Source organism: Streptomyces olivochromogenes, assembly GCF_001514115.1.
Lineage (GTDB): Bacteria > Actinomycetota > Actinomycetes > Streptomycetales > Streptomycetaceae > Streptomyces > Streptomyces olivochromogenes.
The window spans coordinates 1-20,638 of record NZ_KQ948460.1 but is presented as its reverse complement, the minus strand read 5'-3'; the positions used below and the strand labels follow the sequence as shown (position 1 = coordinate 20,638).

At 71.3% G+C, this 20,638-nt stretch carries 17 protein-coding genes; 11 read left to right on the top strand and 6 right to left on the bottom strand.

Annotated features, from left to right (window positions below; genetic code table 11):
- Positions 1-3 precede the first annotated feature (3 nt).
- Entirely contained in the window at positions 4-1,128 is a 1,125-nt protein-coding gene (disA, locus tag AQJ27_RS25910; protein WP_067373625.1) for a DNA integrity scanning diadenylate cyclase DisA, read from the bottom strand.
- Between the two features lie 79 nt (positions 1,129-1,207).
- Positions 1,208-2,617 carry a DNA repair protein RadA gene (gene radA, locus AQJ27_RS25905; RefSeq protein ID WP_067373622.1) on the bottom strand — a complete coding sequence of 470 codons (1,410 nt, stop codon included), beginning with the start codon at positions 2,615-2,617 and terminating at the stop codon, positions 1,208-1,210.
- Positions 2,618-2,821: 204 nt separating this feature from the next.
- Between radA and AQJ27_RS25900 the strand changes: the two genes are divergently transcribed.
- Positions 2,822-4,612, top strand: a complete 1,791-nt coding sequence (locus AQJ27_RS25900; RefSeq protein WP_067373620.1) for a BACON domain-containing protein — start codon at positions 2,822-2,824, stop codon at positions 4,610-4,612.
- A 45-nt stretch (positions 4,613-4,657) separates the two neighbouring features.
- On the opposite strand, the gene AQJ27_RS25895 is transcribed toward AQJ27_RS25900, so the two are convergent.
- A complete protein-coding gene (locus AQJ27_RS25895; protein WP_067373616.1) occupies positions 4,658-5,518 on the bottom strand; it encodes a DUF3109 family protein in 861 nt (286 codons plus the stop codon).
- Between the two features lie 71 nt (positions 5,519-5,589).
- On the opposite strand from AQJ27_RS25895, the gene AQJ27_RS25890 reads away from it, so the two are divergent.
- The 4 genes from AQJ27_RS25890 (at position 5,590) to ilvD (ending at position 10,342) form a co-directional block, all read left to right on the top strand.
- Entirely contained in the window at positions 5,590-6,522 is a 933-nt protein-coding gene (locus tag AQJ27_RS25890) for a Ppx/GppA family phosphatase (RefSeq protein WP_067373613.1), read from the top strand.
- 256 nt (positions 6,523-6,778) lie between these two features.
- A complete protein-coding gene (locus tag AQJ27_RS25885; protein ID WP_067373610.1) occupies positions 6,779-7,603 on the top strand; it encodes a sugar phosphate isomerase/epimerase family protein in 825 nt (274 codons plus the stop codon).
- Entirely contained in the window at positions 7,600-8,217 is a 618-nt protein-coding gene (locus AQJ27_RS25880) for a TetR/AcrR family transcriptional regulator (protein WP_067373607.1), read from the top strand. Before AQJ27_RS25885 ends, AQJ27_RS25880 begins: the two co-directional genes overlap by 4 nt.
- A gap of 271 nt (positions 8,218-8,488) precedes the next feature.
- Complete coding sequence (gene ilvD / locus AQJ27_RS25875; protein ID WP_067373604.1) at positions 8,489-10,342, top strand: dihydroxy-acid dehydratase; 1,854 nt, start codon at positions 8,489-8,491, stop codon at positions 10,340-10,342.
- 119 nt (positions 10,343-10,461) lie between these two features.
- On the opposite strand, the gene AQJ27_RS25870 is transcribed toward ilvD, so the two are convergent.
- Positions 10,462-12,591, bottom strand: a complete 2,130-nt coding sequence (locus AQJ27_RS25870) for a protein kinase domain-containing protein (RefSeq protein ID WP_067373601.1) — start codon at positions 12,589-12,591, stop codon at positions 10,462-10,464.
- Positions 12,592-12,819: 228 nt separating this feature from the next.
- On the opposite strand from AQJ27_RS25870, the gene AQJ27_RS25865 reads away from it, so the two are divergent.
- The 3 genes from AQJ27_RS25865 to AQJ27_RS25855 all read left to right on the top strand — a co-directional run bounded on the left by AQJ27_RS25865 (position 12,820) and on the right by AQJ27_RS25855 (position 14,757).
- Positions 12,820-13,128 carry an SH3 domain-containing protein gene (locus AQJ27_RS25865; protein ID WP_425275228.1) on the top strand — a complete coding sequence of 103 codons (309 nt, stop codon included), beginning with the start codon at positions 12,820-12,822 and terminating at the stop codon, positions 13,126-13,128.
- A gap of 48 nt (positions 13,129-13,176) precedes the next feature.
- Positions 13,177-13,656, top strand: coding sequence for a hypothetical protein (locus tag AQJ27_RS25860; protein WP_067373595.1), 480 nt, complete (start codon positions 13,177-13,179; stop codon positions 13,654-13,656).
- 225 nt (positions 13,657-13,881) lie between these two features.
- A complete protein-coding gene (locus AQJ27_RS25855; protein WP_067373592.1) occupies positions 13,882-14,757 on the top strand; it encodes a class I SAM-dependent methyltransferase in 876 nt (291 codons plus the stop codon).
- Here AQJ27_RS25855 and AQJ27_RS25850 read toward each other — a convergent pair.
- Entirely contained in the window at positions 14,721-16,157 is a 1,437-nt protein-coding gene (locus AQJ27_RS25850) for a SulP family inorganic anion transporter (RefSeq protein ID WP_067373590.1), read from the bottom strand. The two genes, AQJ27_RS25855 and AQJ27_RS25850, sit on opposite strands and share 37 nt — an antisense overlap.
- 294 nt (positions 16,158-16,451) lie before the next feature.
- Between AQJ27_RS25850 and AQJ27_RS25845 the strand changes: the two genes are divergently transcribed.
- From AQJ27_RS25845 to proC, 3 genes are all read left to right on the top strand, one after another.
- A complete protein-coding gene (locus tag AQJ27_RS25845; RefSeq protein ID WP_067373588.1) occupies positions 16,452-17,303 on the top strand; it encodes an ABC transporter ATP-binding protein in 852 nt (283 codons plus the stop codon).
- Positions 17,300-18,100, top strand: a complete 801-nt coding sequence (locus tag AQJ27_RS25840; protein ID WP_067373585.1) for an ABC transporter permease — start codon at positions 17,300-17,302, stop codon at positions 18,098-18,100. The genes AQJ27_RS25845 and AQJ27_RS25840 overlap by 4 nt, the downstream gene beginning before the upstream one ends.
- A gap of 251 nt (positions 18,101-18,351) precedes the next feature.
- Positions 18,352-19,161 carry a pyrroline-5-carboxylate reductase gene (gene proC / locus AQJ27_RS25835; protein WP_067373583.1) on the top strand — a complete coding sequence of 270 codons (810 nt, stop codon included), beginning with the start codon at positions 18,352-18,354 and terminating at the stop codon, positions 19,159-19,161.
- A gap of 63 nt (positions 19,162-19,224) precedes the next feature.
- Here proC and trpS read toward each other — a convergent pair whose 3' ends face one another.
- Positions 19,225-20,223, bottom strand: a complete 999-nt coding sequence (trpS, locus tag AQJ27_RS25830; RefSeq protein WP_067373580.1) for a tryptophan--tRNA ligase — start codon at positions 20,221-20,223, stop codon at positions 19,225-19,227.
- Positions 20,224-20,638 lie beyond the last annotated feature (415 nt).

Below are 20,638 nucleotides of genomic sequence, written 5' to 3'. Positions count from 1 at the left end.
GCGTCAGACGTAGCGCTCCAGGATCGACGACTCCGCCAGTCGCGACAGTCCCTCACGGACGCTGCGGGCCCGCGCCTCGCCCACCCCGTCGACCGCCTGAAGCTCGTCGACGCTCGCGGCGAGGAGCTTCTGCAGACCACCGAAGTGCTCCACGAGGCGGTCGATGATCGCGCCGGGCAGACGCGGGACCTTCGCCAGGAGGCGGAAGCCGCGCGGGGAGACCGCGGAGTCGAGCGCCTCGGGGGAGCCGGTGTAGCCCAAGGCCCTTGCCACCGTGGGCAGTTCGAGCAGCTCGGAGTGGGGCAGGGCGTTCAGGTCGGAGAGGGCCTCGTCGACCGTGCGGGAGCGCTTCGCGGTCGGCTCCGGCACGTAGTCCCGGACCACCAGTTCCCGCTCGGGCTCCACGCCCGCGATCAACTCGTCCAGCTGGAGGGCGAGCAGACGCCCGTCCGTGCCCAACTCCACCACGTACTCGGCGATCTCCGTGGCGATGCGCCGCACCATCTCCAGGCGCTGCGCCACCGCCGACACGTCCCGGACGGTGACCAGGTCCTCGATCTCCAGCGCGGAGAGCGTGCCCGCGACCTCGTCGAGGCGGAGTTTGTAGCGCTCAAGGGTCGCGAGGGCCTGGTTGGCGCGGGAGAGGATCGCGGCGGAGTCCTCCAGGACGCGGCGCTGACCGTCGACGTACAGCGCGATCAGACGCATCGACTGGGAGACCGAGACGACGGGGAAGCCAACCTGCTTGCTCACCCGGTCCGCCGTGCGGTGCCGGGTGCCGGTCTCCTCCGTCGGGATCGTCGGGTCGGGCACGAGTTGGACGCCCGCCCGAAGGATCTTGGTGATGTCCTTGTCGACGACGATGCCGCCGTCGAGCTTGCACAGCTCACGCAACCGGGTCGCCGTGAAGTCGACGTCCAGGACGAAGCCGCCCGTGCACATCGACTCGACGGTCTTGTCCCAGCCGAGCACGATGAGTCCGCCGGTGTTCCCGCGGAGGATCCGCTCGAGCCCGTCGCGCAGGGCCGTGCCAGGTGCCACGGCGCTCAATGAGGCGCGCATCAGGCCATCGGCACCGGAGCTCCCACCGGACTTTCCGGGAGCTGCTGCCCGGTCGTTGGCTGCCACTGCACTCCTCCGGTCGCGGGTTTCCGGTCGCCCAAGATTCGTCCAGGGTTCGTACGGACGGGCAAGACCAGGGCAAAGTCTACCGGCGCTGCTCCTCGTCCCGTGGGGCCTCTCTGCGACGGGAGCGTGGAAGGACCCGCAGCGCCTCGCCCATGTCGGCGACTTCCAGGACCTTCATACCGGCGGGGATCTTGCCCGGATCGCTGGGAACGAGGGCGTGAGTGAAGCCCAGACGGTGGGCTTCGGCGAGCCTCCGCTGCACGCCCGTGACCCGTCTGACCTCGCCCGCGAGCCCTACTTCACCGATCGCCACGAGGTTCTTGGGGAGAGGGGTGTCACTCGCCGCCGACGCGAGCGCGAGGGCGATCGCGAGGTCCGCGGCGGGCTCGGAGAGCTTCACACCGCCCACCGTCGCCGAGTAGATGTCCCGCTTCCCGAGGGCGCTGATCCGGCCCCGCTGTTCCAGGACCGCCAGCATCATCGAGACCCGGGAGGTCTCCAGGCCGGACGTCGTACGACGGGGGGAGGGGATCTGGGAGTCGACCGTGAGGGCCTGCACCTCGGCCACCAGCGGGCGGCGGCCCTCCAGGGTGACGGTCAGGCAGGTGCCGGGGACGGGCTCGGCACGGCGGGTGAGGAAGAGGCCGGAGGGGTCCGCGAGGCCCGTGATGCCCTCGTCGTGCAGCTCGAAGCAGCCGACCTCGTCCGTCGTCCCGTACCGGTTCTTGACCCCTCGGACGAGACGCAGGCGCGCGTGGCGGTCGCCCTCGAAGCTCAGGACGACGTCCACGAGGTGTTCGAGCAGGCGGGGGCCCGCGATCGCGCCGTCCTTGGTGACATGGCCCACAAGGAGCGTGGACATGCCGCGCTCCTTGGAGGCACGGATGAGCGCCCCGGCGACCTCCCGGACCTGGGCCATGCCGCCGGGCGCCCCGTCGATCTCCGGAGAGGCGACGGTCTGGACCGAGTCCAGGATGAGGAGCGAGGGCTTCACCGCGTCCAGGTGGCCGAGCACGGCGGCCAGGTCGGTCTCCGCCGCCAGATACAGGTGGTCGTCGATCGCCTTGATGCGGTCGGCGCGCAGACGGACCTGGCTGGCCGACTCCTCACCCGTCACGTACAACGTGCGGTGCTCGTCGCTCGCCGCCTTCGCCGCCACGTCCAGGAGGAGCGTGGACTTGCCCACACCGGGCTCGCCCGCGATCAGGACGACCGCGCCGGGCACGAGACCGCCGCCGAGGACGCGGTCCAGCTCGGGTACGCCGGTGGAGCGGGCCGTGGCCTGGCGGCCGTCGACCTGCCCGATCGGCACCGCGGAGGTGGTGACGCGGCCCGGTGTCGTCGTACGGACCGCGGGTGCGCCGTACTCCTCGACCGTGCCCCACGCCTGGCACTCGGGGCAGCGGCCCAGCCATTTGGCCGTCTGCCATCCGCACTCGGTGCAGCGGTAGGACGGCCGGTCCTTCGCGGTTTTCGTACGGGCAGCCATGACGGAACCGTAGCCGAGAGGACTGACAGCACGGGCGGGCCCGCTCGGCGAGGCATCTGCCATGGCCTGCCGTTGCCGCCTGTGACGGTGTGGGCCACGGAATCGGAGGGTCCTGTCCCCTTTTGAGGGATCGTTTCACCCGTACGGATTAAATGTGCTCAAGGGGGCAGAAGGGGCCACCCCGGGGCACCTACGGTCGCACGGGTGATGAGCAGCAGTCCGGAGACCTCCACGCACACCACCGGTGCACACCGGGCGCACGGAGATGCGCGCAAGCGGGTGACCGCGCCCCGTGGCGCGCACACCCGCACCCTGGCTCAGCGCCCTCCCGCGCGCTACGAGCCCTACTTGGACGGCCTTTTCACCTACTGCCTGTCCGTGCTGTGCGACCACGACGAGGCCACCGCCGCCCTCGGGGACGCCCTCGCGCTGGCCGAGCGCCGTGGCCAGCGTGGGCCGGTGTCCGCGGACGACCGCAGGGCCTGGCTGTACGCCCTCGCCCGCTGGTCCTGTCTGCGCAAGCTCACCGAGGCCCGGCGCAGGCGCCAGGCGGCCCACGCCTCCGGTCGGCGTACGCCCGCCAAGGGCCACAAGGCCCTCTTCAAGGGGCACAAGGAAGCCGCCGCCCGGCATGCGGCCGAGGCACTGAGCGCCCCGGTCTCCGAGGAGGCGCAGGACCGGCGTCGGCACGAACTCGCCCTGCTGGCCTGGCCGGAGGCGGCCGGCACCACCCCCGAGCAGCGCGAGGCGCTCGAGCTCGCGGTGCGCCACCAGCTCGCCGCCGCCGAGGTCGCCGCCGTCCTCGGCCTGGACCTCGTCAAGGCGCGCGAACTGCTCGCCACCGCCGCCTGCGAGGTCGAACGCACCCGCGCCGCCCTCGCCGTCGTGGAGACCGGCACCTGTCCGAGCGTCGGCCTCCTCACCGGCGACAACCAGCTCGTCCTGAGCACCACCCTGCGCCGGGAACTGGTCCGGCACGTCGACGACTGTCCGCGCTGCCGCCGTACCGCCGAGCGCGCCGCGCCCGGCGCCTGGCCCGGCACCACCGTCACGCCCGCCGCGCTCCCCGTCCTCGAGGCCCCGCGCGCGGCCCTGCACATCGCGATGGCACACGTCCCGCGCGCGCGGGGTGCCGCTCCGCGCTTCGACCGGCGCGGCTTCCCCGTGGATCCCAAGGACCACGCCGCCCGCCGGGACCGCCTTCGCGCGCGTGCCGTCACGACGACCGTCGTCGCCACCGTCGTCGCCGCACCCGTCCTGGCCCTCTGGGCGGCCTACCGTGGCGCGCCCCTCACCGGCGAGGGCGCCGACGGCCGCTCGATCACCGCGAGCGAGGCGCACGGGCCCGACGGCATCACCGGCGAGGAGGCGGGCGGCTACGAGAACGCCGGCAACGCCAGTGCCAGACCCGACGCCCGTTTCGCCAAGGGGAACCGCTCGCCCGACGTCTCCGTGGAGGTCATCAGCGCCTCCGGTGCGGGAAGCGGCGCCGGACACCTCTCGGTCCGGGCCTCGGGCAGCGGCGACACGACCCTTGTCACACTCGCCGCCTCCGGGAACTCACCGGTCCACTGGTCCGCCGAGACGGGAGCGTCCTGGCTCTACTTCAGCCAGTCGTCGGGAACGCTGGCCCCCGGAGAAACGTTCACGATCAAGGTGTACGTCGACCATCTTCGCGAGCCGGTGGGCCCCTGGGGCGCGCGGGTGGCGATCGCACCGGCGGGAGCGGTGGTCACGATCGGGGGGTACGGAACAGCGGGTCCCTCCGCCCCGGCCGGCTCCGGCCCGACGCCCGGCCGTCCCACCCCGTCCGCCCCCGGCCCGACCCCGCCCGCCTCGGACCCGCCACCGACGCCCAGCGACCCCCAGCCGACGCCCACGGACACGTCGTCCCCGCCCCCTTCGTCGGACCCGACGGACCCGTCCGACCCGTCGGACCCGGGCGGTTCGACGTCGCCGCCCGGCGACAGCTCCGCCCCGACCCCGTCCTCGTAACGCCCGCTGGGCGGGAAGGGGCGGGAAGGGGATGGACGGGGGGTCTCAGGCGACCGGATCCGCGGGATGCGGCGCCAGCAACGGCAGCTGCGAGGCCAGCCGCTCCTCGCAGAGCTCGACCAGCCGGCCGTACCCCGCCTTGCCCATCAGCTCGATCAGTTCCGGGCGGTACGAGACGTACACCGGGTCGCCCGCGCCGTGTGCCGAGGTCGCCGACGTGCACCACCAGTGCAGGTCGTGGCCGCCCGGACCCCAGCCCCGGCGGTCGTACTCGCCGATGGAGACCTGGAGCACGCGCGTGTCGTCGGGCCGGTCGATCCACTCGTACGTCCGGCGCACGGGCAGCTGCCAGCAGACGTCCGGCTTGGTCTCCAGGGGCTCGCGCCCCTCCTTGATCGCCAGGATGTGCAACGAGCAGCCCGCGCCGCCGGCGAAGCCGGGCCGGTTCTGGAAGATGCACGAGCCCTGGTAGGGGCGGGTCTGGCGATCGCCGTCCTCGTCCTCGGAGACCCAGCCGGTCTTCAGCCCCACGTCATGGTGCTGCCAGACGTCCGGCGTGAGCCGTGCCACGTGCTCGGCCACCCGCTTCTCGTCGTCCTCGTCGGAGAAGTGGGCCCCGAGGGTGCAGCAGCCGTCGTCGGCGCGACCGGCCTGGATGCCCTGACAGCCGCTTCCGAAGATGCAGTTCCAGCGAGAGGTCAGCCATGTCAGATCGCACCGGAAGACCTGCTCGTCGTCGGCTGGATCCGGAAACTCCACCCATGCCCGAGCGAAGTCGAGCCCCTTCTCGTCGGACACGGTGGCCTTCTTCGGGGACTTCGTCGGGGACTTCTTGGACGCGGAGGCCTTCGCCTGCGAAGAACCCTTGGTCGATTTGTCGGGCTTCGCCTTTTTCGTCTTTGGCACCCGTCCAGGGTAAGTCGCTTCAGCCAACTCCGGGGACGGTCGATCGCCGTACTCGCAGTAGCGTTCCGTATATGAGACTCGGTGTCCTCGACGTGGGTTCGAACACGGTGCACCTGCTGGTGGTGGATGCACACCCCGGCGCGCGCCCGCTGCCCGCGCACTCGCACAAGGCCGAATTGCGGCTCGCCCAACTGCTCGACGAGAGCGGGGCGATCGGCCTCGACGGTGTCGAAAAACTGATCGCGACCGTCCGGGACGCGCTGGAGGCCGCCGAGGACAAGGGCGTCCAGGCCCTGCTGCCGTTCGCGACCTCCGCCGTGCGCGAGGCCAGCAACGCCGACGACGTACTGGCCCGGGTGCAGGCCGAGACCGGTGTCGAGCTCCAGGTCCTGACCGGGGCGGAAGAGGCCCGGCTGACCTTCCTGGCGGCCCGCCGCTGGTTCGGCTGGTCGTCGGGGAAGCTGCTGGTCCTCGACATCGGCGGCGGCTCGCTGGAGATCGCGTACGGCATGGACGAGGAGCCGGACGCGGCGGCGTCGCTGCCACTCGGTGCCGGACGGCTGACCGCGGGCTGGCTGCCCACCGACCCCGCCGACCCGGCGGACATCAAGGCCCTGCGCCGCCACGTCCGGGCCGAGATCGCCCGTACCGTCGGCGAATTCAGCCGCTTCGGCGCCCCCGACCACGTGGTCGCCACCTCCAAGACCTTCAAGCAGCTCGCCCGGCTGGCCGGCGCCGCCCGCTCCACGGACGGCCTCTACGTCCAGCGCGAACTCAAGCGCCGCTCCCTGGAGGACTGGGTCCCCCGCCTGGCCTCCATGACCGCCGACGAACGCGCGGAACTCCCCGGCGTCTCCCCTGGCCGCTCCAGCCAACTCCTCGCCGGCGCCATCGTCGCCGAGGGCGCCATGGACCTCTTCGCCGTGGAAACCCTGGAAATCTGCCCCTGGGCCCTACGAGAGGGCGTCATCCTCCGCCGCCTGGACCAGATGGCATCAGAGTGACCGAGTAGCCCGACGCCACGTGTCCCACGCCCCACCAGGGGCGCGGGGAACTGCGCGCCCAGCCACGCACCACCCGCACCCACCGACGGACGCCCGCCCCCATCAGGGGCGCGGGGAACGGCGCGACCAGCCACAAACCACCCGCACCCGCCCACGGTGACCCCCACAACGGCGACAGGGCGCCCCCACCCGACGCCCACCCCCAGCGAACCCCCACCACCCCCCGCCCAACCGCCGGAGGCTTACGCTGTCCCTCGTGGCAGAACCAGTCGTGCGCATCCCGGATGCGAAGGTCGCGCTGTCCACGGCGTCCGTGTATCCGGAGTCGACGGCGACGGCCTTCGAGATCGCCGCGCGCCTCGGTTACGACGGTGTAGAGGTGATGGTCTGGACCGACCCGGTCAGCCAGGACATCGAAGCCCTCCGCCGCCTCAGCGACTACCACCAGATCCCGATCCTCGCCGTTCACGCCCCCTGCCTGCTGATCACCCAGCGGGTCTGGTCCACCGACCCCTGGACCAAGCTCCAGCGCGCCCAGGCGGCCGCGGAGAAGCTGGGCGCGTCGACGGTCGTCGTACATCCCCCCTTCCGCTGGCAGCGCCAGTACGCGCGCGACTTCGTCACGGGGATGTGGCGCATGGCGAACGAGACGGACGTACGGTTCGCCGTCGAAAACATGTACCCCTGGCGCTACCGCGACCGCGAGATGCTCGCGTACGCCCCCGACTGGGACGTGACGAAGGACGACTACCGCCACTTCACGATCGACCTCAGCCACACCTCGACGGCCCGCAGCGACGCCCTGCAGATGATCGACCGCATGGGCGACCGCCTCGGCCACGTCCACCTCGCCGACGGCAACGGCTCCAACAAGGACGAGCACCTCGTTCCGGGCCGCGGCACCCAGCCCTGCGCCGAACTGCTGGAGCGCCTCGCCCTCTCCGGCTTCGACGGCCACGTCGTCATCGAGGTCAACACCCGCCGTGCCATGTCCAGCGCCGAACGCGAGGCGGACCTCGCGGAGGCGCTGGCCTACACCCGCCTGCACCTGGCCTCCGCGGTGAAGGTGCCCCGTCGGTGACGGACGCCGCCACCCCCCGTCGTAGGGGACGGCCTTCCCGTACGGAGACGGAGGCGGCCCCCGCCACCCGCGACCGCATCCTGCACGCGGCCCGCGAGGAGTTCTCCGAGCGCGGCTACGAGAAGACGTCGGTGCGCGGCATCGCCAAGGCCGCCGGGGTCGACTCCGCCCTCGTGCACCACTACTTCGGCACCAAGGAGCAGGTCTTCGAGGCGGCCATCGAGGTCGCGTTCGCGCCCGCCCTGGCCGCGCCGACCGCGGTCGAGGACGGGCCCCTCGACACGGTCGGTGAGCGCCTGACCCGCTTCCTCCTCGGTATCTGGGAGAACCCCACCACTCGGACCCCGCTGCTGGCCATCGTCCGTTCCGCCGTGAACAACGACACCGCGGCCGCCGTCTTCCGCCGCCTCGTCGCGGCCCAGCTGCTGCGCCGCGTCGCGGGCCGCCTCGACCTCCCCGACGCGGAACTGCGCGCCGAACTGGCGGCGGCCCAGCTGGTGGGGGTGGCGATGCTCCGCTACGTCATCAAGGTCGAGCCGCTGGCATCGGCGGACGTGGAACGCATCGTCGAGCGGGTGGCGCCGGTGGTACAGGGGCACCTGACAGCCCCGTAAGGTGAGCGCTCCTTCAGGGGCGCGGGGAACTGCGCTCTCAGCCACATCCGACCCGCGCTCATCCACCCAGAACGGCGCCCGCACCCACCCGGAACAGCGCCCGCACCCACCCGGAACAGCGCCCGCGGTGCCCCGAAGCCCGCCAACAGCCCCCGGCACTCGGCACTCGCTCACCGAGACAGGCATCCCGCATTCCGGACGCCCCGTCCGAATCCTGGCGCACCGGCGTAGGCTCGACCTCAGTCATTACTCTCCGAAGGAGCGAGCGACGATGCCCGAGCTGAGGTCCCGCACAGTCACCCACGGCCGCAATATGGCGGGCGCACGCGCCCTTATGCGTGCCTCCGGTGTACCGGGCGCGGACATCGGACGGAAGCCGATCATCGCGGTCGCCAACTCCTTCACGGAGTTCGTGCCGGGCCACACCCACCTCCAGCCCGTCGGCCGCATCGTCAGCGAGGCGATCACCGCGGCCGGGGGCATCGCGCGCGAGTTCAACACGATCGCGGTCGACGACGGCATCGCGATGGGCCACGGCGGCATGCTGTACTCGCTGCCCTCCCGCGACCTGATCGCGGACTCGGTCGAGTACATGGTCGAGGCGCACTGCGCCGACGCCCTGATCTGCATCTCGAACTGCGACAAGATCACCCCCGGCATGCTCATGGCGGCGCTGCGCCTGAACATCCCGACGGTCTTCGTCTCCGGCGGCCCCATGGAGTCCGGCCGCGCCACCCTGGTCGACGGCACGGTCCGTACGCTCGACCTGGTCGACGCGATCTCCGACGCCGTGAACGACAAGATCTCGGACGAGGACATCCTCCGTATCGAGGAGAACGCCTGTCCGACCTGCGGCTCCTGCTCCGGCATGTTCACGGCCAACTCGATGAACTGCCTGACCGAGGCCATCGGCCTGTCCCTCCCCGGCAACGGCTCGGTGCTCGCCACCCACACGGCCCGCAAGGGCCTGTACGAGGACGCGGCCCGCACGGTGGTCGACATCACGCGCCGCTACTACGACCAGGACGACGAGTCGGTCCTGCCCCGCAACATCGCCACGCACGCCGCGTTCGAGAACGCCATGGCCCTCGACATCGCCATGGGCGGCTCCACCAACACGATCCTGCACCTGCTGGCCGCCGCCCAGGAGGCGGGCGTCCCCTTCGGTCTGGACGAGATCAACGAGGTCTCGCGCCGCGTGCCGTGCCTCGCCAAGGTCGCCCCGAACGTCGCCAAGGACCGCACGTACTACATGGAGGACGTGCACCGCGCCGGCGGCATCCCCGCCCTGCTGGGCGAACTGCACCGCGCGGGCCTCCTGAACGAGGACGTCCACTCGGTCCACAGCCCGTCCCTCTCCGACTGGCTGAAGACCTGGGACGTGCGCGCCGGATCCCCTTCCCCCGAGGCGATCGAACTGTGGCACGCGGCCCCCGGCGGCGTCCGCTCCTCCGAAGCCTTCTCCCAGTCGGAGCGCTGGGAGGCCCTGGACGAGGACGCCGAGGGCGGCTGCATCCGCTCCGCCGAGCACGCCTACTCCAAGGACGGCGGCCTGGCGGTCCTCAAGGGCAACCTGGCGGTCGACGGCTGCGTCGTGAAGACGGCGGGCGTCGACGAGTCCATCTGGACCTTCGAGGGCCCCGCGGTCGTCTGCGAGTCGCAGGACGAGGCCGTCGACAAGATCCTCCGCAAGGAGATCACGCACGGCGACGTCGTCGTCATCCGCTACGAGGGCCCCAAGGGCGGCCCCGGCATGCAGGAGATGCTCTACCCGACGTCCTTCCTCAAGGGCCGCGGCCTCGGCAAGACCTGCGCCCTGATCACCGACGGCCGCTTCTCCGGCGGAACCTCGGGCCTGTCCATCGGCCACGCCTCCCCCGAGGCGGCCTCCGGCGGCACCATCGCCCTGGTCCAGGACGGCGACCGCATCCGCATCGACATCCCGAACCGCTCGGTCGAACTCCTGGTCTCCGACGAGGAACTCGCCACCCGCCGCGACGCCCTGAACGGCGTCTACGCCCCCGCGAACCGCGACCGCAAGGTCTCCGCCGCCCTCCGCGCCTACGCCGCGATGGCGACGAGCGCCGACAAGGGCGCGGTACGAGACGTCTCCAAGCTGGGCTGACCCGACCCCGCAAGCTCACTAAGGGGCCGCTTCTTCGCAAGCGGCCCCTTTGATCTGCCCGTGATCTGCCCGCTTGTCGTTCTGCCCCCTGGCTCACCTTGTTGTTCCGCCCCCTTGGCTCACCAGGCCGCCGGATCGTCACCCGCCACACCGAACACGGTCCCGTCGGGCGCGCTCGTGTAGACGTGGCCATCGGCGATCATCGGCTTCTGCAGTCCGGCCGCGACCCGGTCCGACTCCGTTGCGAGTCTTGTCCGGGTCTGGCCGACGAGCTTGCCCCGAACGGCGTCCACGGCGAGCAGCCGCCCGTCGGCCGCGGTGAAGTACACGTGCTTGGCGTCGGCGGCCGGTGCCGAGCCCCGGCTCACGGAGGTCTCGAGGCGCCAGAGCTGCTCCCGGGCGTCCATGTCGACGGCCACCAGCGCGCCCAGGGTGCTCATCATGTAGACGGTGCTCCCGCGGACGGTGGTCTGAGCGTCCGGCAGCGCCACATCGAGCCCCACCCGGTGCGAGGTCCTGCTCTTCGGGTCGTACTGGACCAGGGCGACGGTCTGGTTGCTCTTGTCGACCGATGTGAAGAACACGGTGCCCCGCCACGCGCCGACCGGATACAGCGTCCCCTTCAGACCGGTGTTCCACCGCACGTCGCCGGTCTCCGGGTCCACCGCGGTCACCTGCGTACGCGTTCCGTCGCCCGTCGTGCTCGTGGCGTAGGCGAGTCCGTCCCCGGCGAACGCGGCAATGTTCGGCGTGGTCTGTCCCGGCAGCCGGCGGCTCCAACGGCCCTCTCCCGTGGCGCCGTCCACCCCGCTGGCCCTCCCGTCGGCACGGGTGAGCAGCACCAAGCCCCCCACCTGCTGCCATCGGCCGTACACCGTGAGGTCCATCTTCCAGCGCACCTTGCCCGAGGCAGGATCGAGCGCCTCCAGGAGCTGACCGGCGTGAGTCACCGCATGTACCAGACCGCCCGAAATCACGGGCGCCCCGTCCGGGAGACCCTGCTCGGCCGAGGCATGACGCCACAGCACCTTGCCGTCGACCGGGTCGAGGGCGGAGACCAGTCCCGGCTGGGCACAGAACAACTTCCCACCGCCGTACGAGCATTGGGGCGCCCCGTCGGCTCGGGCCACGGGCTTCGTGTCCCACCCGCTGAAGGCGGCCGGCGCCGACCGGTGCTGACGGTCCGGCGGAGCGGTGCCGGAGCCGTCCTGTCCGAGCAGCCGGGTCGTGGCCAGCGTCCCGCCCGCGACAAGGACGAGAGCGCCGACGGCGAGGGCGACACGCCTGAGCGCTCGGCCCTTGGACCGTCGCGCGGGCCGCGGGGACTGCGCGTCGGCGGGAGCGGCGGGGGCGGACGGAGTGGCCGGGGCGTCGGCCTGGTTGGTGCGCTGAGCCGGAATGAACGCCTGCGTGTCGTACGAGGCCGCCAACGAGCGCAGCTCCCGCATCAGCTCGTCGGGCGTCGGCCGGTCCTCGGGCTCTTTGGCGAGGCAGCGGGTGATGAGCGGGGCGAGGTTGCCGGGCACGTCGGTCAGGTCCGGCTCGTCGTGGACGACTTGGTAGGCGACGACGTAGGGGCTGTCGGAGTCGAAGGGGCCACGGCCCGTCGCCGCGTGCACCATCACCGAGCCCAGGGCGAAGATGTCGGCGGCCGGTCCCACCTCCCGCGGACGGCGGAACTGCTCGGGTGCCATGAACGGCGGCGTTCCGATCAATTTGCCCGTCTCGGTCCGCAGTTCACTGTCCGACGGCCGTGAAATGCCGAAGTCGATGACCTTCGGGCCGTCCTCGGCGAGCAGGACGTTGCTGGGCTTGAGATCCCGGTGTACGACGCCCACCCGATGGATGTCGCGCAGTGCCTCGGCCAACCCGGCCATCAGCCGGCGCAGCTGGGAGGCGGGCATGGGTCCGTTCCGTTTCACCTGCTCGGCGAGGGTCGGTCCGGGTATGAACAGGGTGGCCATCCAGGGGCGCTCGGCCTCCGGGTCGGCGTCGACCACGGGGGCGGTGAACGCACCGCTCACCCGCCGCGCCGCGGCGATCTCCTGCCGGAAACGCCCCCTGAACTCGGGATCCATGGCAAAGGCGGCATGCACGACCTTCACCGCGAGCCGCAGTCCCGAGCCGCTGCGGGCCAGATGGACCACGCCCATGCCACCGGATCCGAGGCGCTCGTCAAGGCGGTACTGCCCCGCGTACTCGGGAAGTTCCGCTTCCGGATCCGCTCCGGAGTTCCGCTGTGGCGCCATGGACCCACCCCCGTGCTGTTCGTCCGCGCGCGCGACGCACGGAGCCTAGTCGATTCCTCGTACGAGACCGAGGCGGCTTGCTAGCCTCCGCGTGCGACAGGCGTACACATGTGCACTGCCTGAATCCATCGGTCCACTGATCCATCAGCTCGAACTGCTCGAACTGCTGGATCTGTTCCATCTGATTCAACGGGGGAGTCCTCAATGGCTGTTGAGCGAATTGAAAACATGGAAAGCAGTGACGGGGAAGCGGTGTCGACGACGGCGACCGCGAGCGCGACCGCAGCACAGGTCACCTACCCCATCGCACCCGGCTACGCGGTGAACGTCCGCAGCGGCCCCGGCACCGGCTACCGCATCGTGCGAGTCCTGCCCGAGGGCTCACGCGTGTCGATCTCCTGCCAGCGCCCGGGCGACTCCGTGAGCGGCCCGTACGGCACCACCAGCATCTGGGACAACATCGCCAACGGCGAGTACATCTCCGACGCCTACGTGAAGACCGGCAGCGACGGCTACGTCGCGCCGCGCTGCTCCTGACCGAAGGAGGCCTGGGGCCCCGCGGCCGGCCGGAGCGATAATCGTTGGGTGAGTGACGAGAACCAGTCCGGTACCCCCGCGGGACCCCAGCCCGAACCCCTCCGTTTCTTCGGGACGACCTGGGTGGCCCAGGACGGCGGCTACACGGCCCGCCGCGTCGCCGTGGCCGTCGGCTCGCTGGCCGCCGCGGTCGCCGCCTGTTTCGTGCTTCGCTTCGCCTACCAGGGCCTGGCGATCGCGGACGTCGGCAAACCGGTGACCCTCCTGGTCGTGGTGATGTTCGCGGTGTGCAGCGCGCTCGCGTTCCGCCACACCTGGGACGCCTTCTCCAAGCGCCCCGACCCCGACCGCCAGGCCTCCCTCCGCGGCCTCCTGGCCATCGGCTTCATCGGCTCCCTCCTCGCCTACGCCTTCCGCACCCTCACCGAGGCCCCGGGCGAGAAGCTCGCCCGCGAGGAGTACGAGGAGGCACGCCGCCAGTACGAGCGCCGCTCCCGCAACCCCTCCAAAAAACGCCGCCACCCCTGAAGGCAGGGGCGCAGCCCCGTCCCTTCAGGGGCGCGGGGAACTGCGCGCCAAGCCCCCACTCACCCGCACCCAAAGAACCCACCCGGGGGGTCTGGGGGCGGAGCCCCCAGATGGGGATGATGGGGGTCCCCCCTGCTCGAGCGAAGTCGAGAGCTTGGGGGAGGGTAGGGGCGGCGGGGGCGAAAACCACTGTTCTCCACCCCCGACCCGCACCACCATTCCCTCATGACCACCCACCCGCGCTTCTCCCACACCACCCGGGCCCACTCCTTCAACACGGCCGCAGCCCAGTACGCCGCGAACCGCCCCTCCTACCCACCCGCCCTCTTCACCACCCTCGAAGACCTGGCCGCCCGCCCCCTCAAGGGCGCGAAGGTCATCGACGTGGGCGCGGGCACCGGCATCTCCACCACCCTCCTGCACGCCCGAGGCGCGGACGTCATCGCCGTGGAACCCGGGGAGGGCATGGCCGCCGAGTTCCGCCGCGCCCACCCCGGCATCCCCCTGGTCCGGGGTACCGGCGACTCCCTCCCCCTTGCCACCGCCTCCGCGGACTTCCTCACCTACGCCCAGTCCTGGCACTGGACGAACCCGGCCCACTCCCTCCCGGAGGCCTTCCGCGTCCTGCGCCCCGGCGGCGCCCTCGCGCTCTGGTGGAACACGTCCGCCCTCGACGTCCCGTGGATCGCCGCCCAGGCCCGGCGCATCGATCAGTACTTCGAGGACGCCCACCCCACCGAACAAGGCACCGCCACGAAAACCGACGAAGGCACCGCCACGAAACCCGACGAAGGCACCGCCACCAAGACCAGAAAAGACACCGAATCCCGCCAGCGAACTCCGGGCTTCCTCGCCGAACGCGCCTTCAAAGGCGCCCCCGAACCCCCGCCCCACACCCACCGCGTCGTCCGCTGGAGCCGCCACGTCCCCGTGGACACCCACCTCGCCAACATCGGCAGCCACTCGGCCTTCCTGGTCATCGGCAAGGAAGACACCGACGCCTTCCTCGCCGAGGAGCGCACCCGCCTCCTGGAGACCTTCCCGGACGGCAGGGTCGAGGAGGTCTACGACGTACTGGTGATCGTGGCCACCCGCTCATGATCCCGCGCGGCGGCCCACCGCTCCAGGGCCGCCGCACACGCGTGGTCCACATGCCGCAACCCGCCCAACTCCAGCCGTACGTCACGGTCGTGCGGCAACGCCTCCAAGGCGTCCAGCAGCTTCGGCAGCCGTAGGAACGTGGCGTTCCCCATCACCCGTACGACCATCCCCGAGGCCCCCCGGTCCTCGGTCTCCACATGCACATGGCTGATGTCCCACGCGGTCTTGGCTACGGCGAGCGCAAGCCCGACCAGCACCCCTTCAAACAGATTCCCCACCACGATCGCCACCGCCGTCACACCCAGCACGACCACCTCCCCGCGATGCCCGCGCCACAGCACCCGCACGTCCCGCACCGGCACCAACTTGCAGCCCGCGTGCACCAGCAACCCCGCCAGCGCCGCCACCGGAATGATCCCGAGGACCCCGGGCACCACCACCGTGAAGACCAGCAGCCACACCCCGTGCAGTACACGCGAGACCTTGGTCTCCGCCCCGGCCTGCACATTTGCCGCGCTCCGCACGATCACCGCGGTCATCGGCAGCGCCCCGAGCGCTCCGCACACGGCGTTCCCGGCACCCTGTGCGATGAGCTCACGGTCGTAGTCGGTCCGCGGCCCCCGGTGCAGACGATCCACCGCAGCCGCGCTGAACAGCGACTCGGCGGAGGCGATCAGCGCGAAGGCGACCACCGTCCCGAGCATGCCCACTTCCGTGAGCCGCCCGAGGTCCGCGAAGGACGGCGGCTGCACGGCATCGAGCAGCCCGCGCACCTCGACCCGCCGCACGGACAGATCGAACACCCCGGTCGCACCCGCCGCGAGCGCCACCGCCAGCAACGGCGCCGGCACCACCCGCGCCCCGCGCCGCCAACGCGGCCACAGCAGCAGGACGACCACGGTGGCGCCCCCGACCGCGAGGGCCACCGGGTCCGCGTCCCCGGGCAGCGACACCAGCCCGGCGATCTTCCCGAGCCCGCTCGTGGGCGCGGACGCGTCACCCATCGCGTAGACCTGGCCCGCGATCAGCACGAGCCCGATCCCGGCGAGCATCCCCTGCACCACCGCCACGGACACGGCCCGGAACCACCGCCCGAGCCGCAGCGCCCCGAGCGTGAGCTGCACCAGCCCGGCGCCGAGCACCAGCACACCCAGGGCCCGCAGCCCGTACGTCTGCACCGCCTCGTACACCAGCACGGTCAGCCCGGCCGCGGGCCCGCTCACCTGCAGGCTGCTCCCGGGCAGCATCCCGGCGACCAGCCCGCCGACTATCCCGGTCACCAGTCCCAACTCGGCCGGTACGCCCGAGGCGATGGCGACCCCTACACACAACGGCAACGCGACGAGAAACACGACGAGAGACGCGGACAGATCGGCTCGACGCAGATCGGCTTTACGCATGGCAACGGCACCTCCGGTTGAGAGCGGAAGATGCGTGGGTGCCGAGCCGGGGGAGGGCACGGCGGATCCAACGGCGCGGCACCTAGGCCGGTGGGCATATGACCGCGCACTGAAATCCATTGTCGGTAAAGGCAGTTGATCGCGCAGCCCTTCGGCGTAACCGCCGAGTGAACACGGAAGCGCACCACCCCACCGCACGCCGGAGCGCCCCCTTCCGATCACGCCCCCGCGCGCCTGCGCCGTCGAACGCGACCGGGCTTGACGACGCCACCGCTCCCGCGCAATATTCATCGCATGATGAATTTCTCCCCCCGGCCCCCCGACCGCCCCGCGGCCACGGCCACCACCACCCCCCAGTCCTCCCAGTCCTCCCAGTCCCCGGCCACCGCCATCCACGCCGAAGGCCTCACCGTCGTACGCGGCCCCCGCACCGTCCTGCGCGGCCTCGACTTCGCCGTACCCCGCGGCCAGATCACCGGACTCCTCGGCCCCTCCGGCTGCGGCAAGTCCACCCTCATGCGCACCATCGTCGGCACCCAGGCCAAAGTCACCGGCACCCTCGAAGTCCTCGGCCGCCCCGCCGGCGACGCCGCACTGCGCTCCCGCATCGGATACGTCACCCAGGCCCCCTCGGTCTACGACGACCTGACCATCCGCCAGAACCTCGACTACTTCGCCGCGATCCTCGACCCCGGCCGCGCCGCCGCCGACCGCCGCGACGCCCATGTCACCCAGGCCATCGCCGACGTCGACCTCACCACCCACGCCGACTCCCTCGCCGGCAACCTCTCCGGCGGCCAGCGCAACCGCGTCTCCCTCGCGGTCGCCCTGCTCGGCACCCCCGAACTCCTGGTCCTCGACGAGCCCACCGTCGGCCTCGACCCGGTCCTGCGCCGCGACCTGTGGAACCTCTTCCACGCCATCGCCACGGAACGGAAGGCGACGCTGCTGGTCTCCTCCCACGTCATGGACGAGGCCGAGCGCTGCCACCGCCTGCTCCTGATGCGCGAGGGCGGGATCCTCGCCGACGACACGCCCGACGCCCTGCGCGAACGCACCGGCCGCGACACCGTCGAGGCCGCCTTCCTCCACCTGGTCGACGAGGCCACCGCGACCGGCAATGCCCGCAAGGAGACCGTCCGATGACCACGCCCACGAACGCGACCCCGCACGCGGGCACGACGGCCCCCGTCCGCCCGAGCGCGATCAACTACTCCCGTACGACCGCCACCGCGACCCGCGTCCTGCGCCAGCTCCGCCACGACCCGCGCACCATCGCGCTGATGATCCTCATCCCGTGCCTGATGCTCGTCCTGCTCCGCTACGTCTTCGACGGCAGCGCGCGCACCTTCGACTCCATCGGGGCCTCCCTCCTCGGGATCTTCCCGCTGATCACGATGTTCCTGGTCACCTCCATCGCCACGCTGCGCGAACGCACCTCGGGCACCCTGGAACGACTCCTGGCCATGCCCCTCGGCAAGGGCGACCTGATCGCCGGCTACGCCCTGGCCTTCGGCGCCGTCGCCGTCGTCCAGTCGGCCCTGGCCACGGGCCTCGCGGTCTGGTTCCTCGGCCTCGACGTCACGGGCTCCCCCTGGCTCCTGCTGCTCGTGGCCCTCCTCGACGCCCTGCTCGGCACGGCGCTCGGCCTCTTCGTCTCGGCCTTCGCGGCCTCGGAATTCCAGGCGGTCCAGTTCATGCCGGCGGTGATCTTCCCCCAGCTCCTCCTCTGCGGCCTCTTCACGGCCCGCTCCACCATGCACCCCGTCCTCGAAGCCCTCTCCGACGTCCTCCCCATGTCCTACGCCGTCGACGGCATGAACGAAGTCCTCAAGCACACCGACATGACGACCGACTTCGTCCGCGACGCGTTCATCGTGGCGGGCTGCGCCCTCCTGGTCCTGGCCCTGGGTGCGGCAACCCTGAGGCGCCGCACCGCATGACGAATCCCCGCTCCTCCAGGGGCGCGGGGAACTGCGCGACCAGCCCCACCGGCCCGCAGTCGAAGAACCCGCCCGGGGGTCTGGGGGCGGACCCCGCAGAAACGGGATGGGACGGGTAGGGGCGGCGGGGGCGAGAAACCCCCCACGGCGGCAGACCCACCCCCGTCCGCCCAACGGACACCCCGCCCCGCCCAACCCCCCAAGTGCGAGGATGACCCCAGGACGACGCACCCCCGGAGGGCACCCGCACCATGACCCAGAAAGTCGCAGTCCTCGGCACCGGCAAGATCGGCGAAGCCCTGCTCAGCGGAGTGATCCGATCCGGTTGGGCCCCCACCGACCTGCTGGTCACGGCCCGCCGCCCCGAGCGCGCCAGGGAACTCCAGGAGCGCTACGGCGTCACCGCCGTCACCAACGCCGAGGCCGCCAAGAACGCCGACACCCTGATCCTCACGGTCAAGCCGCAGGACATGGGCACCCTCCTCGACGAACTCGCCCCCCACGTCCCCGCCGACCGCCTGGTCATCAGCGGCGCGGCCGGCATCCCCACCTCCTTCTTCGAGGAGCGCCTGGCCGCGGGCACCCCCGTCGTCCGGGTCATGACGAACACCCCCGCCCTCGTCGACGAGGCGATGTCCGTCATCTCCGCCGGCAGCCATGCCACCGAAGCGCACCTGGCCCACGCCGAGGAGATCTTCGGCGCCGTCGGCAAGACGCTCCGCGTCCCCGAGTCCCAGCAGGACGCCTGCACCGCGCTCTCCGGCTCGGGACCGGCGTACTTCTTCTACCTGGTCGAGGCCATGACGGACGCGGGCATCCTGCTGGGCCTGCCCCGCGACAAGGCCCACGACCTGATCGTCCAGTCCGCGATCGGCGCCGCCGTGATGCTCCGCGACAGCGGGGAGCACCCCGTGAAACTCCGCGAGGCCGTCACCTCTCCCGCGGGCACCACGATCAACGCGATCCGCGAACTCGAGAACCACGGCGTCCGCGCGGCTCTCATCGCCGCACTGGAGGCAGCCCGCGACCGCAGCCGCGAACTGGCCTCCGGCAACAGCTAGAGAGAGCGGGGCCGGGGCGATCGCCCCGGCCCGCCGCCGATAACCGCTCTCCCCTCCGGGACTTCAGCCGGCGGCCAGCAGCCCGATCGCCCGATACGCCGCGTCCACCCGAGGACGCGCCATCTCCCGGGCCTTCACGGCGCCGTCGCGCAAGACCGCCTCCACGTACGAGGGATCCGCGCACAACCGCTTGTGCCTCTCCTGCACGGGCCTGAGGAGTTCGATCACGGCCTCGGCGGTGTCCTTCTTCAAAGCGCCGTACGACTCATAGGCGCCGCCCAGGGTTTCCGGATCCCCACCCTCACAGGCGGCGAGAATCTCCAGCAGGTTCGAGACCCCCGGCCGCGCCTCGGGGTCGTACACGACGTCCTGCCCGCTGTCGGTCATGGCCCGCATGATCTTCTTCCGTACGGCATCCGGCTCATCGAGCAGATAGACGACACCCGGCCCCACGTCATCGCTCTTGCCCATCTTCGACGTCGGCTCCTGCAGATTCATGACCCGCGCCGCGATCTGCGGCCGCGTGGCCCGGGGCACCACGAAGGTATGGCCGTAGCGCTGGTTGAACCGCACCGCGAGATCCCGGGTCAGCTCCCCATGCTGCGTCTGGTCGTCCCCGACCGGCACCTCGTCGGTCCCGTACGCCAGGATGTCCGCCGCCATCAGCACGGGATACGTCAGCAGGGACAGCCGCACACTCCCGCCCCGCTCCCGCTCGCGCGCGGCCTTCTCCTTGTACTGGATCATCCGCCGCATCTCCCCGTCGGTCGCGACGCACTCCAGCAGATACGACAGCCGCGCGTGCTCGTCCACATGACTCTGTACGAAGACGGTGCACAGCTCCGGATCGAGCCCCGAGGCCAGCAACAACGTCGCCGCCTGCCTACTGAGCCTGCGCACCCGCCCCGGATCGTGGTCCACGGTCAGCGCGTGCAGGTCGACGACACAGAACAGGGCGTCGGCCTGGTGCTGATCGACATCAACCCACCGTCGCATGGCCCCGAGATAGTTCCCCAGCGTCAGATGCCCGGTCGGCTTGACCCCACTGAAGACCCGCGTCATCTCTCCACCTCCTGGTCGAGGCCGCCGCACCCGCCGGCCGGCTTCCCAGGAGGGAGACACAAAAACGGCCGCCGAGGCGGCGGCCGTTGAGTACATACGTGAGTACGGCCGCCGTCAGGCGGCCCACCACTGCTGGGTGCACGTATGCGTAGTCATGGCCCCGAGGCTACGCCTCCGGAGGGCAGCCCGGGGCGGATTTGACACGCCCCCACCCCGTACGTACTGTTCTCCGAGTTGTCCGACGTGAGCGCCGACCCCGGTCGGTCCCCGGACAGCCATTCCGCAACAAGCACTCAGCGAACGGCGACTCGTCGTCGACTCGTTTTCATGCGTGTTTGCGAAATGAGGATTCCGCGTTCGAAAGGGCGCCACCCCGATTAGCTCGGGAGTCAGGAATCCGCTAAAGTCTCACTGG

What these genes read in the sequence shown, in the direction of transcription:
- radA (WP_067373622.1), bottom strand. Translation starts at nt 2,617, where the DNA reads ATGGCTGCCCGTACGAAAACCGCGAAGGACCGGCCGTCCTACCGCTGC.
- AQJ27_RS25890 (WP_067373613.1), top strand. Translation starts at nt 5,590, where the DNA reads ATGAGACTCGGTGTCCTCGACGTGGGTTCGAACACGGTGCACCTGCTG.
- ilvD (WP_067373604.1), top strand. Translation starts at nt 8,489, where the DNA reads ATGCCCGAGCTGAGGTCCCGCACAGTCACCCACGGCCGCAATATGGCG.
- AQJ27_RS25870 (WP_067373601.1), bottom strand. Translation starts at nt 12,591, where the DNA reads ATGGCGCCACAGCGGAACTCCGGAGCGGATCCGGAAGCGGAACTTCCC.
- AQJ27_RS25865 (WP_425275228.1), top strand. Translation starts at nt 12,820, where the DNA reads ATGGAAAGCAGTGACGGGGAAGCGGTGTCGACGACGGCGACCGCGAGC.
- AQJ27_RS25855 (WP_067373592.1), top strand. Translation starts at nt 13,882, where the DNA reads ATGACCACCCACCCGCGCTTCTCCCACACCACCCGGGCCCACTCCTTC.
- AQJ27_RS25850 (WP_067373590.1), bottom strand. Translation starts at nt 16,157, where the DNA reads ATGCGTAAAGCCGATCTGCGTCGAGCCGATCTGTCCGCGTCTCTCGTC.
- AQJ27_RS25845 (WP_067373588.1), top strand. Translation starts at nt 16,452, where the DNA reads ATGATGAATTTCTCCCCCCGGCCCCCCGACCGCCCCGCGGCCACGGCC.
- AQJ27_RS25840 (WP_067373585.1), top strand. Translation starts at nt 17,300, where the DNA reads ATGACCACGCCCACGAACGCGACCCCGCACGCGGGCACGACGGCCCCC.
- proC (WP_067373583.1), top strand. Translation starts at nt 18,352, where the DNA reads ATGACCCAGAAAGTCGCAGTCCTCGGCACCGGCAAGATCGGCGAAGCC.
- trpS (WP_067373580.1), bottom strand. Translation starts at nt 20,223, where the DNA reads ATGACGCGGGTCTTCAGTGGGGTCAAGCCGACCGGGCATCTGACGCTG.